Origin of the sequence: Bradyrhizobium sp. JYMT SZCCT0180 (genome assembly GCF_018130165.1) — a bacterium.
Taxonomy (GTDB): Bacteria; Pseudomonadota; Alphaproteobacteria; order Rhizobiales; family Xanthobacteraceae; genus Bradyrhizobium.
Map to the genome: position 1 here is coordinate 90272 of NZ_JAFCLZ010000028.1, position 16897 is coordinate 107168.

Annotated in this window: 14 protein-coding genes; 10 read left to right on the forward strand and 4 right to left on the reverse strand. The window is 61.0% G+C overall.

Annotated elements, in window-relative coordinates; genetic code table 11:
• Positions 1 to 119 precede the first annotated feature (119 nt).
• The 4 genes from JQ641_RS32580 (at position 120) to JQ641_RS32595 (ending at position 4871) form a co-directional block, all read left to right on the forward strand.
• Entirely contained in the window at positions 120 to 881 is a 762-nt protein-coding gene (locus JQ641_RS32580; protein WP_212000259.1) for a hypothetical protein, read from the forward strand.
• 122 nt (positions 882 to 1003) lie between these two features.
• Positions 1004 to 1192, forward strand: coding sequence for a hypothetical protein (locus JQ641_RS32585; protein WP_212000260.1), 189 nt, complete (start codon positions 1004 to 1006; stop codon positions 1190 to 1192).
• 250 nt (positions 1193 to 1442) lie between these two features.
• Entirely contained in the window at positions 1443 to 2726 is a 1284-nt protein-coding gene (locus tag JQ641_RS32590; protein ID WP_212000261.1) for a cystathionine gamma-synthase family protein, read from the forward strand.
• Positions 2727 to 2957: 231 nt separating this feature from the next.
• Positions 2958 to 4871: a diguanylate cyclase gene (locus JQ641_RS32595; protein WP_212000262.1), complete on the forward strand. Its 1914-nt coding sequence runs from the start codon at positions 2958 to 2960 to the stop codon at positions 4869 to 4871.
• Positions 4872 to 4929: 58 nt separating this feature from the next.
• On the opposite strand, the gene JQ641_RS32600 is transcribed toward JQ641_RS32595, so the two are convergent.
• Positions 4930 to 5745, reverse strand: coding sequence for a class I SAM-dependent methyltransferase (locus tag JQ641_RS32600; RefSeq protein ID WP_212000268.1), 816 nt, complete (start codon positions 5743 to 5745; stop codon positions 4930 to 4932).
• Between the two features lie 105 nt (positions 5746 to 5850).
• Between JQ641_RS32600 and JQ641_RS32605 the strand changes: the two genes are divergently transcribed.
• The 3 genes from JQ641_RS32605 (at position 5851) to JQ641_RS32615 (ending at position 9082) form a co-directional block, all read left to right on the forward strand.
• Positions 5851 to 7518, forward strand: a complete 1668-nt coding sequence (locus JQ641_RS32605) for a sulfatase-like hydrolase/transferase (protein ID WP_212000271.1) — start codon at positions 5851 to 5853, stop codon at positions 7516 to 7518.
• Positions 7519 to 7724: 206 nt separating this feature from the next.
• The gene (locus JQ641_RS32610; protein WP_212000274.1) at positions 7725 to 8879 is read left to right on the forward strand and encodes an ATP-grasp domain-containing protein; all 1155 of its coding nucleotides are present in this window, start codon (positions 7725 to 7727) and stop codon (positions 8877 to 8879) included.
• Positions 8849 to 9082 (forward strand): hypothetical protein, encoded by a 234-nt coding sequence (locus JQ641_RS32615; protein ID WP_192737929.1) that lies wholly within the window; start codon positions 8849 to 8851, stop codon positions 9080 to 9082. The genes JQ641_RS32610 and JQ641_RS32615 overlap by 31 nt, the downstream gene beginning before the upstream one ends.
• Positions 9083 to 9308: 226 nt before the next feature.
• On the opposite strand, the gene JQ641_RS32620 is transcribed toward JQ641_RS32615, so the two are convergent.
• Together JQ641_RS32620 and JQ641_RS32625 are read right to left on the reverse strand one after the other, a co-directional pair.
• Positions 9309 to 9587 (reverse strand): hypothetical protein, encoded by a 279-nt coding sequence (locus JQ641_RS32620; protein ID WP_212000276.1) that lies wholly within the window; start codon positions 9585 to 9587, stop codon positions 9309 to 9311.
• Between the two features lie 128 nt (positions 9588 to 9715).
• The gene (locus tag JQ641_RS32625; protein WP_212000278.1) at positions 9716 to 13069 is read right to left on the reverse strand and encodes an adenylate/guanylate cyclase domain-containing protein; all 3354 of its coding nucleotides are present in this window, start codon (positions 13067 to 13069) and stop codon (positions 9716 to 9718) included.
• A 202-nt stretch (positions 13070 to 13271) separates the two neighbouring features.
• Here JQ641_RS32625 and JQ641_RS32630 point away from each other — a divergent pair, with 202 nt between their 5' ends.
• On the forward strand, positions 13272 to 14180 hold the full coding sequence (locus tag JQ641_RS32630) for an NAD(P)-dependent oxidoreductase (protein WP_283815243.1): 909 nt from the start codon (positions 13272 to 13274) through the stop codon (positions 14178 to 14180).
• A 63-nt stretch (positions 14181 to 14243) separates the two neighbouring features.
• On the opposite strand, the gene JQ641_RS32635 is transcribed toward JQ641_RS32630, so the two are convergent.
• On the reverse strand, positions 14244 to 14864 hold the full coding sequence (locus tag JQ641_RS32635) for a nuclear transport factor 2 family protein (protein ID WP_212000280.1): 621 nt from the start codon (positions 14862 to 14864) through the stop codon (positions 14244 to 14246).
• A gap of 84 nt (positions 14865 to 14948) precedes the next feature.
• Here JQ641_RS32635 and JQ641_RS32640 point away from each other — a divergent pair, with 84 nt between their 5' ends.
• Both JQ641_RS32640 and JQ641_RS32645 read left to right on the forward strand, forming a co-directional pair.
• Entirely contained in the window at positions 14949 to 15764 is an 816-nt protein-coding gene (locus JQ641_RS32640; RefSeq protein ID WP_212000281.1) for a sugar phosphate isomerase/epimerase family protein, read from the forward strand.
• Positions 15761 to 16537 carry an IclR family transcriptional regulator gene (locus tag JQ641_RS32645; RefSeq protein WP_212000282.1) on the forward strand — a complete coding sequence of 259 codons (777 nt, stop codon included), beginning with the start codon at positions 15761 to 15763 and terminating at the stop codon, positions 16535 to 16537. The genes JQ641_RS32640 and JQ641_RS32645 overlap by 4 nt, the downstream gene beginning before the upstream one ends.
• Positions 16538 to 16897: the final 360 nt, after the last annotated feature.

A 16897-nucleotide genomic window follows, 5' to 3' on the forward strand; every position in this document is an offset into this window, starting at 1 on the left:
CGCCGGCCGGCCGTCACCGGATGTGGCGGCAATCTTGTGTTGCGCAGCTTGCCGGAAGCGTTGAGAATTAGCTCTCATGTTTAGCAATTGAATTTGGCCCTAGTCGCAGAGAAGGCCTGTTGGTGCGCGTTGCCGGGTGGATATTGCTGATTGCCGGGGCTCTGCTTTGCGTCACGCTGGTATGGGCGACGGTTGGGTTCCTGCTGATGGGCGTCGGCCTGCTGTCACTCCTGGTGGCAGAAAACAGGCGACGGCGCGTGAGTGTCACAACGCTCGGCCGCGCGCCGGCCGATGAGCGTATGGCGCAGCCTCCGGTTCCTGAACCGGTCGTCTCTCACGAACCCCCGAAGCCGATAAGCCCACCGACGGTTTCTTATGACAGGCAGGCATGGCGTCAGCTTGTTGAAAGCGATGTCGACCTCGCGCGGATAACCTCCGTGTTGGCTGACTACGGCCAGCAATATGTCGACGAGTTAGCCTGCGAATACATGGCTGACGTCGACAAGCAGCGCCTTCCCGCCATCGTTGAGGGTATCATCGGAAGAGCAAGCAAGAGTGTTGCGCCGCGTGGCAATGGCAGGCTGGTTGACGACGCCAGGCCGCCCAATCCGGTTGGCGGCGCGACGGCGGCCCGTCGGTCGCCGAGGCCTTTGCCGGAGTCGACATTAAAGCTTTCCGAAAAATCGTCCGATTCCGCGTCCTCGCCGGTCGAACCGGTCAGACGACAGGAAGCTATTGGCGCACCCGCCGAGCCGCCAACTGCAGTGGATCCTGCACCGGGCGAGGGAGACAGCAACAAGACGATCATCAGCGCCGATGAGGAACTCTCCGTCATGCTCGGCAAATTGTCTGCGGACGCCGCCACGCCAAGCAAGAGCTGAGCGCTGTCGCGGTTCAGCCATCACATTGCCGCGATAGGCCAGCCTATCTTGCATTAGCCATACTTCGACCACGAGCCGCTGGCTTGATTTGCGCACACCCGAAAACAAAACGGGAGATCGCAATGAAGCGAGACATCGGGGTGATCAGCGGCGCGACGCTCGCAATTGGCGTGGTCATGTGGGCGTTTGTGGGCAATCCGGCCAGCACGAAGCGAACCAATATAGCGCAGCACGTGACCCAGACGATGGACGTTGCGCCCGAACTCAAGCATGTGACCGAGCGCAGCCCGTATATGCGGTCCGAGCGCTGACCAGGCTGCGACAAATCGACGATATTTCCTAACCTCGTGCCGGTATTGCCGGCCCGGCTGCGACAGCATCTCGCACGGGCGACGTGGTCGCCTTGCCTGCGAACGCAGTGAATTCAGCCCCGGATGTTGCTAGGCTGCTCCAGAGATCGGTGACCCGAGTCGTTGGATGCCGTCATATCCAACACCATCGGCGCTTGCCGACGACCCCCACAAAGGGGAACGTTTCTGAATGCAGCCAGCGAGGCAGGCCATGGTGAAACCGTTTCCGTCCAAGACCCACATCGGCAACCACATGCTGCATCCGGAAACCTTGATGCTGAACTACGGCTACGATCCGCAATTGTCGGAAGGCGCCGTCAAGCCGCCGGTCTTCCTGACCTCGACCTTCGTGTTTCGAACCGCCGAAGACGGTCAGGATTTCTTCGATTTCGTCTCGGGCCGGCGCGAGCCGCCCGAGGGGATGGGCGCCGGCCTGGTCTATTCGCGGTTCAATCATCCCAACAGCGAGATCGTCGAGGACAGGCTTGCGATCTATGAGCGCACCGAGAAATGCGCGCTGTTCTCGTCCGGCATGTCGGCGATATCGACGGCGATCCTCGCCTTCGTCCGCCCCGGTGATGTCATTTTGCACTCACAACCGCTCTATGGCGGCACGGAGACCCTGTTCACGAAAACGCTTGCGGGCCTCTCGATCGGCTCGGTGGGTTTTGCCGACGGCATCGACGAAGCCGCGGTGCAGCTGGCGGCGGAAGACGCCATGCGCAAAGGCCGGGTCTCGATGATCTTCATTGAGACTCCGGCCAATCCCACCAACGGCCTGGTCGACATCGAGATGATCCGCCGTGTCGCCGACAATATCGGCGAGGCGCAGGACCACGTGCCGATCGTCGCGTGCGACAACACGCTGCTCGGACCGGTGTTTCAGCGGCCGATCGAGCACGGCGCCGATCTGTCGCTGTATTCACTGACCAAGTATATCGGTGGCCATTCCGACCTGATCGCGGGCGCAGCGCTTGGTTCAAAAACCCTGATGAAGGATATCAAGGCGCTACGCGGCGCGATCGGCACCCAGCTCGACCCGCATTCCTGCTGGATGCTTTCCAGGTCGCTCGAGACCCTGAGCATCCGCATGGAGAAGGCCGACGCCAACGCACGGCTGGTGGCGGATTTTCTGCGTGACCACGCCAAGGTGGCCAAGGTGCATTACCTGGCGCACCACGAAGCCAACTCGCCGGCCGGACGCCTGTTCGCACACCAATGCACCGGCGCCGGCTCGACGTTCTCGTTCGATATTGTCGGCGGCCAGGCCGCCGCCTTCAAATTCCTCAACGCGCTGCAGATCTTCAAGCTGGCGGTCAGTCTCGGCGGCACCGAGTCGCTGGCCAGCCTGCCGGCGAGCATGACGCATTCCGGCGTTCCAGCCGACATCCGCCAGAAAATCGGCGTGCTCGACTCCACGATCCGGCTGTCGATCGGCATCGAGCACCCGTCCGATCTGATCGCCGATATCGCGCAGGCCTTGAACGCGGCGTAGCCGTGTGCCTCGCCTGATGCCGCTTATATCGGGGGGACGAGGTTCCCTCCGGGGCAGCTTTGCGGCGGGCCTTGCCCACGCAACCTCCATGGTTAATGAAGTACGATCGCATTACGTAACATCCGATCCGGCGCGAGGGTAAAGCGCTCACCCACTTCGCCATAGCTGTCGTAGAGGCAACGCGGCGTTAAGCCCTCCATGGAAGTTTGCTCGGATCGGAGCAGCCTCAAGATGATCACCAGCCGCCGGGAAATTGGCAAAGCGCATATCCCGTTGTGGGCGGCGGGATTCGTGGCGTTGGCTTGCGTTGCAATTCTTGCGCTGAGCGGCTGGCGCGAATGGGAGTCCCGGCAGGTCGACCTGAAGAACGCGGAAGTGGACATGGCCAATCTTGCCCGTTCGCTGACGCAGCATGCCGAAGATACTTTCGACCTGGCTGACACCATCCTCGCCGGAATGGCCGACCGCATGGAGACCGGCGGAACCAATCCCGCCGCGGTCGAAAAGATCCAGACGTTTCTCAAATCGCGCAAGTACAACCGGCAACGTATCCGCGGCATCTTCGTCTATGATGAAACCGGTCGCTGGCTCGCAACCACCGAAGACATCAATCTGGCTGGTCTCAACAACGGCGATCGCGACTACTTCCAACACCATCGCACTTCCACCGACCGCGGGACGCTGATCGGCCGGCCGGTCAAGAGTCGTTCGGGAGGACAGTGGATCATCACTTTGTCCCGTCGCTTCAATCATCCCGATGGCAGCTTTGCCGGCGTGGTGTTGACCAGCATCGACGTGGCCTATTTCAAGGAATTCTACCGTCGATTTGACATCGGGCCGAACGGCTCGGTGGCGCTATTGAATGCCGATGGCGTCTTGCTGGCGCGCAGCCGCGACGAAGACGGCAGCAATGTCGGACGCGATATGTCCAAGTCGCCATTGTTCCGGACCCTGAAAGACCGCCCCAGCGCCAGCGTCTATTACTTCAAATCGCCGCTGGACGGACTTGAGCGGTTGAGCTTCTACCAGCTGAGCAGCCGATATCCCATCCTGGTTCTGGCGACCAAGGCGCAGGAAGATGTGCTGGAGCCATGGCGCCAGCAATCGTTCACACGGCTGGCTGTCGTCGCAGGCCTCTTGCTGGTGATCGCGCTGACCGGCTTTGCCTTCGTGCGTTACCTGCTCCAGCGCCAGCGCATGGCGGCAGCCCTTGTGGCCAAGGAGGCGGACTTTCGCCTGCTGGCCGAACAGTGCAGCGATGTGGTGATGCGTATCGGGCTGGACGAGCGGATTCTCTACGTTTCGCCATCATGCGCCCGCGTTTTCGGCCACGACCCCGCCAAGTTGCTGGGAGCGCCGGCCCTTGCGGCAATCAACGTCGAGGACCGGCCGCGGGTTGAGCAAGCCATCGCGGCGTTGAAAAACGGCGAGGCCGAAGAGGCGCGGCTGATCTACCGCGTCCGTCACCGCGAAAAGAATGAAATCTGGGTCGAGACCGCTCTGCGCGTGACGCGCGCGGCCGAGACCAACAAGATCGACGGCGTGGTCGCCATCTCGCGCGACATGACAGAGCAACAGGATTTGCAGAACAAGCTGGCGGCGCTTGCCACGTCCGATGGATTGACGGGATTGGCCAACCGCCGGCATTTCGACGAGCGCCTGTCGGAGGAATGGGCGCGCGCCAAGCGCGATGGCACGCCGCTGTCGCTGTTGTTGATCGACGTCGACCATTTCAAGAAGTTCAATGATCATTATGGTCACCAGGCCGGAGACGCCTGCCTGCGCGCGCTGGCGCGGATCCTGGACGCGCAAATTCGCAGGCCGGCAGACCTGGCAGCCCGCTACGGCGGTGAAGAGTTCGTGCTGCTCCTGCCCAACACCGATTCGGAGGGCTGCATGCAGGTCGGCGAGAAGGTGCGTGAAGCGCTTCTTGAACTCGGCATGCTGCACGCGCTCAACCCGCCTTCCAAACTCATTACGGTCAGTCTCGGCGGTGCGACGAATGTCCCTGCCCAGAGCATGACCGACCACGCGGCTCTGATTGCCGCAGCGGATCGAGCGCTCTATTCGGCCAAGAATGAAGGACGCGATCGGCTGGTCATGTCAGGACAAGTCGTCGCCTGGCCTGACGCCAGAAGCGCTTGATTACAACAGCGCCTGAAGCCAGGAGCGTCTGAAGCTGGATGCCTCGCGGCGCCGATTTTCACGAACCCTTTTTGGCCCTGACCGAATACGACAACGGCATCCGCGGCACGCCATCGGCAAGCCGCCACAGCCTTTCCGATGCCGGCACCAGGCTTGGCAGGCCGCGCCAGGGCAACACTTCGTGCTCCCTGAACATCGTAATCGTCAGTCCGGCATCGATCAGGCCGCCGAGCACGGCCGAGAGCGAGTGGATCCACTCGCGGGTCGATCGGTGCGACATGATCGTGGGATCGCCGGTGTAGGTGGTCTCGTTTGCGAATTGCAGCGGCCGGTCGGCAGGCGTTTGAAAATCGTAGGTGGGAACAAGCCTGCCGTCGAATTCTTCCATCACCGTGAAGGTGGGATGCGCGTCCGCGAAATAGAGTTCGCCACCCGGGGCCAGCACGGTCGCAATGGTCTCTGCCCATTTCTTCATATCAGGCAGCCAGCAAATGGTGCCCCAGGTGGTGAAGACGAGATCGAACGGGCCCGGCGTCAGGGTAGGGGCCTGGTCGACGGTCCCCTCGACGAAATCAGCCTTTAGCCCGGTCTCATCGGAGAGGCGCCGCGCCACATCCAGCGCGGCCGGAGAGAAATCCAGCCCGGTCACCGTCGCGCCGCGCCGCACCAGGCACAACGTGTCGCGGCCGATATGGCACTGCAGATGCAGGACGCGCTTTCCCCTGATGTCGCCCAGTTCCGCCACTTCAATCGCAGTCAGCGCGTCCTCGCCCGCCCGAAACCGGTCGAGCATGTAATCGCCGTTGCTATCGCGCGCATGAATGGCGGTGCGCTCGTCCCAGTTCCGGCGATTGATGTCGAAGGGGTCGATCATGTCTGCTCCATCTTGACCCCTAGCAGATTTCAATGTGCTTCGCGAATGCACGCTTTCGCCATCGTGGACGCCAAATCATTCCTCTGGCATCCTATCGAGATGTCGTTGGCCCTGATCATCCTGATCGCTCTCGCCGTGCTTTGGTTGGCGGAACGCAGCCTTGAGCATCTTACTTTGGCTGCGGCCGCGCTGTGTTTGTGCACCGCAATGCTGCTGTTTGTCGTTAGCGATCTGGAACGCGCGATCCTGTTGTCATCCATCGTGGCGGCGGCAGTTTTCGGAGCGTCGAGAGTCAAGTATAATCACAGTGGGATCAAACTCATTGCAACGGATTTGCCGCTGGCTTTTGCCGGAACAGTTCCATTTTTACTGGTGCAATATCCAATCGCACTGACGGCTGCTCTGGCGGGAAGCATCACGCTCATGCTGGCCGCGGTCGCGACCCTGATTTACGTGCGCGGACCGCCAGTGCCGTTTGAACTCCAGATCCTGTTTTTCGGCATGGCTTGTATCGGCCTGGTGGCCGCCTACAAAGCGAGCGGCGGGCCGGTACCTTTCCAGCGCAATGCGGCGCTCCGCCGCTGTTTTCTTTCCAGCTTCATCGCTTCGCTTCTCAACCCGCTTTCCTGGCGGCCGTCCGGCGGGCTGGCGCTGAGCGATATCGCCAAGGACCCGCTGCCGCTGATGGAGGCCGTACCGGCGCGCAGCCTCGACTATCCCGACATCATCGTGATCCAGCACGAGTCGATCTTCGATCCGCGCCTGTTTGGTCTGCCGGTTGAGCCGATTGTCGAATCGTTTCTGTCACCGAAAGACGGACACCATGGCAGCCTCAACGTGGATATTTTCGGCGGAGGATCGTGGCAATCGGAATTCAGCCTGCTGACCGGCCTTTCAAGCGCGAGCTTCGGTTCGAACGCCTATTTTCTCTTCAAGCGCGGGGCCGGCCGCTTCCACAGCAGTCTTCCAGGGACGCTCGCGGCGCTCGGATACAGAACAATGCTCACCTCGAGTTGCCGCCGCAGCTTTCTTAGCTACGACAGGTTCTACCGTTCAATCGGGATCAACGAGCGCCTCTTCACGGATGATTTTGAACCGCCGTTCGACGTCGATCGTTTCGAAGCGACAAATTCCGATTCGTTGTTTCTCGACGCCGCGCTCAATGCGCATATGAAAGGCATGGCCGACGATGCCTCACCTCGCTTTCTATATGCGCTGACCAACTTCAATCACGGCCCGCACAACCGAAACCTGGTTGCCCCCGGGCGCTTTGAAGGCGAGCGGGCGTTCGCTGCCGCGAGCCTTCCCGATGCACATTATGCCGAGTATTACGCGCGGCTGGTCGAGACCGCCGTGACCTGGAATAAACTCAAATCCGAGCTTTCCTCCCGTTTTCCCAAGCGTCCGACACTCATTGTGCACTATGGCGATCATCAGCCCGTCATGACCCGGCGGATCGAGAAGAAACTCAAGCTCGGCTCGGACGCGAGGCGGCAGTTCCGCACGTTCTACGCCATGGAAACCTTGAATGACTTCCCTGATCGAATTCCGCGTGGACGCGGCCCGGACCTGGATATCGCCTTTCTCGGCACTGTGGCCTTGCAGCATGCCGGTCTGCCGCTGGACGAGATCTTCGCGACGCGCGCGAGCCTGCTTGAACAATGCGGCGGCGCCTACTTCGCATCATCGTCGGAACGAAAACGCCAGTTTCACCGTACCCTGGTCGATCTGGGCGTGATCGACGTGGCACCGGCCGTGCGATACCAGCGCTAAACCTTCTCCGGGGCCCACGTCGCCCGCTTGCCGAACGTCCGCTGCTGCGTCAGAGCTTCGTCCCGTTGCGAGCTTCGCGAATGCTTGTCGCTGTGGGATACGCCCATGCCCGGTTGCTTCAACAGGATTTGTTGCCTACCTTCGCGAGGTTCATCGTTAGCTTCCTTTCAGGCGAGATCATAATTTAAGCGATACGGGAGAAGTTGGTGGCTGCGCGATTGCTGTTTACGAGCGCGGGTAACGGTTCGAGTAACAATTTGGTCCGCAGCATCCGGGCCGGCGCCGGCTCTTCCTTTATCGTTGGCTGCAACGACGACCAGTTCGCCCTGAAGAAATCCGACGCCGACAGGAATTACCTCGTCCCATCAGCCGATCACCCGGAATGGAGCGAGGTGCTGCGCTGGATCATGAAGACCGAGCGCCTGCATCTCATTATTCCAACCGTTGATTCCGATGTTGAGAGCCTGTCGCGCGCACGGAAGACGCTCGGCGAATATCTGTTCCTGCCGAGCGAAGCCGTTTTGAGTGTTTCCCGCGACAAGTATCGTCTCGTTTCACTGTTGCGCCGTAACGGCATCGACGCTCCCGAAACCTATCCGGTGCGGGACCTAAACAACGTCAGCAAAATCTTCCAGCAGCTCAAAGGCGGCAGACCTTTATGGTGCCGCGTCCGGAGCGGGGCCGGCGCGCTCGGCGCGCTGCCGGTCCAGACCGCCGAGCAGGCACGGAGCTGGATCAAGTACTGGCAGGAGATGCGCGGCGTGCCGGTCGCGGCGTTCTTGCTGTCGGAGTTTTTGCCGGGGCGGGATTTCGGCTGCCAGAGCGTCTGGAAGGACGGCGAGCTGGTGCTGATCAAGACCTACGAACGGCTTTCCTATCTTGGCATGGGCAGCCAGCCGTCGCGGGTCTCCTCGGTGGCGGGGCTGGCAAAGACGGTCTTCGAACCGAAAGTCGTGGACACCTGCGTGCGGGCCATCAAGCTGCTTGATGCAAGGGCGTCCGGCGTCTTCAGCGTCGATCTCAAGGAGGACGTGCGCGGCATTCCCTGCATCACGGAAATCGGCGTCGGGAGGTTTACGTCTTCGACCAACGTTTTCGATATGGTCGGAAAGCACAACATGGCGAGGACCTTCGTTCAGCTGGCGCGAGGCCTGAAGGTCAAGATCGAAGACAGCTACGAGGCCACGCCGGACTGGTACATGATGCGAGACCTCGACAGCGCGCCGCGCATCTTCCACGCCTCCCAATTCGCTGATAACATTCGAAGTACTTGGCAAGGGGCCGCCTCCGGTCGGGGCCGCCTGAAAACAACGGGAAGGGGCAAGAGCGGATGGCGTACATTCAAGTCAACAAGAAGATAAGCACCACAGGCCGTACCTATATTCGGGTGGCGGTCACGCCGAAGAGCGCCGAAGGGAAGGCGATGCTTCGTCAGTTCGTCGCGGGAGTGAAGGATTTTGAGAAAAAGTGGAAAGCGACCGCGGCCGCAAAAAAGGACCGTCTTGCAAGGGAAGCAAGAGCCAAGAAGAGAGCTGCCAAGAAAAAGAAGGCCGCCAAGAAGTAAGTCTCCCGAGATCCGGGATCCGGTCGTCACCGCGCTCGCAATCGATGGAGGCCTCGACAGCCATGAGCTCGAGGCCCTTCAACTCGAGCTGCGAGCGCTGGCCAGCGCTTGCGGACTGGAGGTCACCGCCCTGGAAGTTGCAGCCCCGGAAGCCAGGGCCGCGAAGCGCCGGACCCTTACGATGCGGCGCACGTCAAAAGCAGTTTGAACGATCTCAGGGGCGCCTTTAAGCCACCAGCGCCTGAAGCTGAACCGCCTGTTCCCGGTTATGCAAGGCAATGGCGGTGTGACTATAGAGGGCATTCGACTGAAGGGTAGCGAGGCGGTCAAGCAAGCTGCTGCCCTTGACGACGTGCAGGCCCATTCCCTCATCCGAGGGGAATATACCCAGAACAACATCATACGCCGCGACCACATCCCTCAATGCGGCGGCCGGGTCTTCTGAGCTTTCAATGAATGTGCGAACGTCCGCTGCGAGGTCGCGCAGCTCGTCAAAATTTTCCAAAGCGGTACTCCAACGCAACTAACTGCCCGAATCTTGGATGCAGAAGATTACCGAACCATCAACAAATCCCTCGTAACGGGGTTTTGCGCTGGCGTCTGCCTGTTCTGGCTCTTCTCCTCGAGCCTAAACTAGGACAATGAAGCAAGCTGCGACTGCGTCTGCTCAAGCCAGAATTGCATGCCAAGTTGCTGGAACAGGGCTGCGGCCGCATTGAGGTGCTGCTCGGCGCTTCCGCTCTGGCCGGCTGACCTGTAGCGCTTTCCGAGCCCGAGGTGACATTGAGCCGCCAGAGGGCGCAGATCGAACGCCTCGGCCTTTCGGAGGGCTTCGTGAAAATTGGTTTCGCTCTCGTCGAGGGGGGAGGGGTCACTCAGTCCAAGCTCGGCAAGCAGCCGGAGCGCGTAGGCTTCATAACCGTACTCTCCCTGTTTGCGCGCAATCAGGAGCGCTCGCCGGGCGGTTCGCTCTGCGTCGGCCAAGCGGGCGCCCCGAAGATAGGCTTCGCCCAGGCGGACCAGAATCATGGCGTGGCCACCGAGGCGATGCATGGTGTTTCCCTCGCGTTCGGTTTCCTCCAGCAGCGCGATCGCCTCGTCCGCGCGATCCGCCAGGCAATAAGCGTGCCCGAGCGCGATGCCGATCAGCGGCAGCACCAGGGGGAGCGTCCACGAGCGGCCGAGATTGAGGGCTTGCTCGAGGATCTTGATGCTTTGTGCCACTTCGCCCTGCAGCGCCAGAACGGTGCCTTTGCAGTAATAGGAAAAAGCGAGGCTGTAGACCTGGTTCGCGCTTTCGGCGATTTCGACGGACTCCTTGGCGAAATATGCCGCGCGCTCAAACTCGCCGAGTTCGGCGAGCGAGCACGCAAGATATCCGCGCATGAATACGCCGAGAACCCCCGTGGTGCCCATCATCTCGGTGGCAATGTCGCCGCGAAGGCGCTCAACGGCCACGTCCAGTATCTCGGCTGCGCGACGGTGATTTCCCCTGGCGGCACACAGGGCCGCAAAATGTCCGCTCACCACCATTCGCAGCGGCAGTTCGTCGAGCTCTTCGGCGATCGCCATGGCGCGTTCGCCGGCTTCGGTGGCCGGATCGAGCTCCCCCATCAGGCGGTAATACTGACACAGGAACGATGAAGCCTGGCCAAGTCGTCGCTTGTCGCCGAGCTGCGTGGCCTGCACCTGCACCTTCTGAAGGTGATCCAGGCATCGCTCGAGGTGGCCCAGCGGGTGAAGCGAGTTGCGCAGATCAAACCGGATATCGATGGAAAGTTCGATATTCTCTCTGGTTTCGGGCACTTTCTCGAGGATGGAGAGCGCCTGTTCGAACCAGACCCGTCCGTTCTCGAGCGCCGAACGCGACAGCGCTTTCTGTCCGGCCTGCCGGAGGTATCGAACAGCCTTCTCCAGCAGCTCACCACGAACGGCATGCTGCGCCAGGCGCTCGATGTGTTCGCCGAGCCGATCCCGGTACAAGGTCTCTATCGCATTGACCAGTCGCGCATGGAGCGAGCTCCGCCGGGCCCGCAGCAGCCCATTATAGGTCACTTCGTGCGTGAGCGCATGGGTGAATGTATATTCAACGTCCGGGTAAAGTCCGGTCTCAAAGAGAAACTCGGCCGTCTGCAAATGTTCGAGCGCATGCTCAAGTGCGTCTTCGGTAAAATCGGCCATGGGTCGAAGCACCGCCAACGGAATCTCCCGGCCCACCACGGATGCGATCTGCAGCAGATTTTTGTCGCCGGGGAGAAGCCGATCGATGCGCGCCGCCAGGATGGCCTGCACCGTGGGCGGGACCTGGATATTTCCAATCGGGCGCGTCAGCCGATAATGACCTCGTTCTCCCGACAAGGCCTGTGTTTCCACCAGGGCACGGACAGTTTCCTCGAGAAAAAACGGATTGCCGCCGCGCCCCATCAGAAGCTGCTTGAGCGGATCAAGTTCGGGATCCCGGCCAAGCAGCACCTCCAGCAGATCATTTGTGTCATGGGTCGGCAGCGCGCTTAACCTGACCTGACGGTAGTTTGGCCTGGAGCCCCAGACGTCCTGGTAGCCGGGACGATAGGTGACCAGCAGCAGCAGCCGGGCCGACCCGAGAGCGCCCGCCAGGGCGTCGAGCAACGCTTGGGTCTCGTTGTCCACCCAATGAAGGTCCTCGAAGATCAGGAGAACCGGCTGCTTGCGCGCTGCCTGCAGTATCAGGCCTCTTACGGCATCAAGATAGCGGCGCCGGCGCTGAGCCGGATCGAGCGCGTGCCAGCCGGCGTCATCGACGGGTATGTCGAGCAGCGCCAATAGCGCCGGCAGCGTCGGTTCAAGCCCTTCGTCGAGCGCGATTGTCTTCTCGACGACCTTGCGGCGTATTTCGTGCTGCTCGTCCCGGTCCTGGATTGCAAAATAGCTCTTGAGAAGCGCGACCACGGGCAAGTAGCTCGTTCCTCGTCCGAGCGAGATCGCCGTGGTCTCGAGAACCAGCCAGCCGAGCAGCCGGTGTGAGTGGGTGAACTCATGAAGCAGACGCGATTTGCCGACGCCGGCCTCGCCGATAACAGCGACCAATTGGCCTGCCCCGGTGGCTACCGGCTGTTGTGCCCGGCGGAGCTGATCCAGTTCGGTCTCGCGGCCAACGAACTGGGTCAGGCCCCGAATGGTTGCCGCCTGCAAACGGGTGCGCGCGGGGCCGGCGCCAACGAGTTCATAGACATCCTCGGGCTCGGCAAGTCCCTTGATCGGCATCGGGCCGAGAGACCGCGCGGTAATGTATCCTTCCGCCAGGCGGATGGTCTGCGTTGTCGTCAGGATCGAGCCGGGCCGCGCCATCTGCTCCATGCGAGCCGCCAGATGCGCGGTCTCGCCAACGACGGTGTACTCCATATCGAGATCTTTACTGATGGCACAGACGACAATTTCCCCGGAGTTGATCCCGACGCGAATCTTGAGCGGCTGTTCGGCGCGGTCCGCCAGTTCGGCGGCGGATTCCTGTATCATCAGCGCGGCGTAGCAAGCGCGCACGGCATGATCCTCGTGCGCCAATGGCGCGCCGAAGATCGCCATGATCCCGTCACCCAAAAGCCTGTTGACCGTCCCCTCATAGTAATGAACGGCCTCAATCATCTGCTCGAGCACGGGATTGAGGATCGCCTGCGCACTCTCGGGATCCCGGCCGTATATCAGCTCCAATGACCCCGTGATGTCAGCGAACAGCACGCTGACCTGCTTGCGCTCGCCCTCGACTTCGGCTCTGGCCGTGAGGATTCTTTCGGCGAGGTGGCGCGGGGTCGGCGGTCTCAGCGCCAGCGAGCGCGAAGACAAGAACGTCGGCACGCTCCGGCCCGTAGGGTGACCGCAATGCGAGCAGAACTTGGCCGTGGGTGAAATCTGGTTGCCGCAATTCGTGCAAGCAGGTGCCAGGGCCAAAGCGCATTCCTCGCAGAATTTCGCTTCCGCGCTGTTTTCGTGCTGGCAACCCGGGCAGATCATGTGAACTTCCAGGAAAAAATAGGATAATCGAAAAATCGGGCAAGCGAAGGTAGCGTCCAGCACAACTGGCAACAAGTCAGTATTTCGTGCATCGCTCCATTGGCGAAATCGGCCGTCCGAGGAGGAATTCGGATTTGAGCCGGACCGCGAAGCACCGCCAATGATATGATTTGCCGCGGTTGGCTGAGAATCGTCGAACGAGTTGGTTGTTGGCAGGAGTCAACAGGCTGGAGGTCACGTGACAGATCGGACAGTGGGTATCATTGGACTGGGCATCATGGGGGGCGCCATCGCCCGCAACCTCGTCGCACGGGGCAGGACCGTCGTCGGATTCGACACCGAACCGGCGCGCAGGAGCGAGCTTGCGCTTGCCGGCGTTGATATCGTCGATGGCGCCAGCGCCGTCGCCGCCCGCGCCGCGACGATCATGACGAGCCTGCCCAACGCCGCGGCTGCCCATGCCGTTGCTGCGGAAATCGCCGCGTGCGGGCAGGGTGAGCGCATCGTCGTCGAACTCAGTACCTTCACCATCGCCGACAAGGTGCGTTTCAAGCAAATTCTCGAACCCGCAGGTCATATCGCGCTCGACTGTCCGCTCAGCGGCACCGGCGCCCAGGCCGTGGTCCGGGACCTCGTCGTCTATGCGAGCGGCGATAAAGCCGCGATCGCGCGCTGTGGCGATCTGTTTGCCGACTTTGCCAAGCAAAGTGCCGATCTCGGCGAATACGGCAATGGCAGCCGGATGAAGTTCGTCGCCAATCACCTGGTCGCGATCCATAACGTCGCTTCGGCGGAAGCGATGCTGCTCGCGGAACGGGCCGGCCTCGATTTGAATCAGGTGATCGAGATGATCGCTCCCGGCGCGGGCGGTTCGCGGATGTTTCAGATGCGGGCCCCGATGATGGCAAGCCGCCTCTATGAACCGGCAACGATGCGGATATCGACCTGGAAAAAGGACATGGCCATTATCGCGGAGTTCGCCAGCGAGGTCGGCTGCGAAACGCCGCTCTTTACGATGACGCAACCGGTTTACACACAGGCCATGGCGATGGGATTGGGCGATCAGGATACGGCCGCGGTGTTCGAAGTGTTGAAGGCGGGCGGCACGTAGCGGGTCGTCGGGCGCATTCCCCCGTTCGTCGCGTTAGCATCAGCCGGTTCTTTTGAAGCGACCTTATTCCGGTCCAACCCCCAACGGTTTTCCATTCAGCCAGCCCGCACCCCGAGCGTAGAGACGTTCGACCTCCGGGCCCGTCAGTCCGGGCATGTCTGGCTTCACCGGATATCCAATGCCGGTCTGCAAATAGGCGAGGTGGCGATAGCCGATCGGAAAGCTCATCAGCCGATCGCGATCCAGCTGGAGTGAGGCAGAGGGATCAACGGGATCGATCCGATCCTTCTCGTAAATCGGCTGACGCAGAACAACGCCCCATCGATCGCCTCGCTTCTCGAGAAAATCGTAGAAGCGCCCGGTGCAGACGACATCGCAATCGACACCGTCGACCGCCGCACGCTGGCTGATGGTCATCTTGGTCTGTCCGATCGCGCGCGTACCCGCGACATCGATCGATATCCCGCCAAGGAAATGCAGAATGCGGACGCCGCGCTCAAAACCCTCTCGGCTTACCGCAATGAACTCGTCGGCGGAGCCCTGGAACCAGGTTGCCATCATGCGTCCGTCGTCGTGCCAGACGGTGCGGAAGCGTTCCCAGTCACCGGCATCGCGCCAAATTGCCCAGTTTTCAAGTACTTCGCGGATCGCCAGCCGGTCGGCCATCTCTGTGGAAGAAGTCATTGTTCACCTCGCCGTTCGCTAACTTGCTTCTTCTTAGTTTATATATATAAACAATTCGCAATTGTAAACTTGGGAGAGGGCGTTATGCGGCGGATGTCACTCGCTCATTTGACGGTCCTTGATGCCGATCCCATCGGTCTGATCGATGCCGGCAAAGAAGGCGGGTTCGACGCGGTCGGATTGCGGGTCGTCCCACCGCTGCGCGGTGACACGATCATCCCTGTTGTCGGGGATGCCGCACTTCAAAAGCGCATCAAGCAGCGCCTTAGCGATACCGACATGGAAATTCTCGACATCGAGGCCATCTGGATTCAGCCTGACACCAATATCGCCGCGTTGCGCGGAGCACTGGAAGTCGGTCGTGATCTAGGTGCCCGGTATGTTCTGACCGTCGGATTCGACGAAAACCGCCAGCGCCTTATCGAGAATTTCGGTGCATTCTGCGAACTTGCCAATTCGTGCGGGCTGCGCACGATGCTGGAGTTCATTCCATATGCGACCATCGGCACGCTCGCAGAAGCGCACCAGTTGCTTCAATCCGTAAAGCCTGAGAACGCCGGGCTGTTGGTCGACGCGCTTCATCTCAGCAGGTCCGGTGGCCATCCCCGCGACATTGCAGGCTACGATCCGTCGCTCTTTTCATACATACATCTCTGCGACGCTCGCGCGAAGATTCCTTCAGCTGACGAAATCAAGCCGGAGGCGCGGGGCGGACGAATGTACCCCGGTAACGGTGAGCTTTGGCTCGATGCGTTCCTCGATGCATTTTCGGACGGGACGCCGGTGGGCGTTGAGGCCCCGGATGCTTCGCTGGCCACGCTGTCGGTGATCGAGCGGGCGCGCCTTGCCGGGACCGCGACCCGCAACCTGCTCCGTAAGCACGACGGTTCGGCATCATGAACAGTCCGCTCGAGCATTCGTCCAGCGCGGTAAAATCAGCGGACCGGGTCCTGGACTTGTTCGAGTTGCTTGCTCGCCGCAGCAATGGGCTGCCTCATCAGGAGATAGCCGAGGCGCTCGATATTCCAAAGAGCAGCCTGACGCAGCTACTTAAGACGGTTATCAGCCGCGGTTACGTTTCCTACTCTGGCAGCGACAAGCACTATCGTCTTGGCGACCGCTTCACGAGCATCGTACGCCAGCTATCCCGACCGTTGGACCTGGTGACGCAGGCACTTCCGGTTCTGGAGGAGATCACCGCGAAGACGCGCGAATCCTCGGCCCTCAATCTGCTGAAGGGGAATCAGGCTGAAGTCGTCGCGGCTGTCAGCGGTCCGCAACGTCTTGGGTCACACATGCGGACGGGCGACCTGGCGCCGCTCTATGCGACTTCCGGCGGCAAGATCATCCTGGCGCACATGGCGGACGCGTTACGGGAAAAGTATCTGGCGAAGGTCGAGTTCGAAGCTGCGACCAAGAAAACGATCTCCTCGGTAAAAGAGCTGCGACGTCAGCTCGTCAAGGCAAGGCAAGCAGGGATCGCCTATTCCTTCGAAGAATTCACGCCGGGAATCGTTGGATTGGCCAAGGCCATTCTGTCCGAGGGCGGCGAGCCGCTTGGTTCAATAAACGTCGCGCTTCCGGCCGTTCGATTTGACTCGAAGATTGAGAAGTTGGTGACAGAGGCACTGACCGAGGCCAAGCTCGAGCTGGAGCGCCGCATCCGCTTTTGATATTGGTCGCTTGTGTCGAAAGTTGCGCGGATGAGCGGTAGTCAGAAGCCGGCCCGCCCGGTAACGGCCGCTTGGCGCCAGGTTATTCCGGAACCAGCGGCGAGGCGACCCCGCCGGAAATGACGATGTCAGTCGGGTCGCACGAGTACGCGCCCTAAACCAAGGGATAGTCGGCTCCAGCCCAACCGCGTAGAGGCAGGCTACCTCGGGACGGCCGTCCCATACCTGCGTGCAATGGTGCCCGCCGACGCGTCGCGCTACCTATCCAGCACGACGGAATGCAAAGCAACGGAACCGGACCTCCCGAGACGGCAGTTGCAAGACAAGGTCGGCGGCGTAATGCCCGCCGGCCTTTTTCTT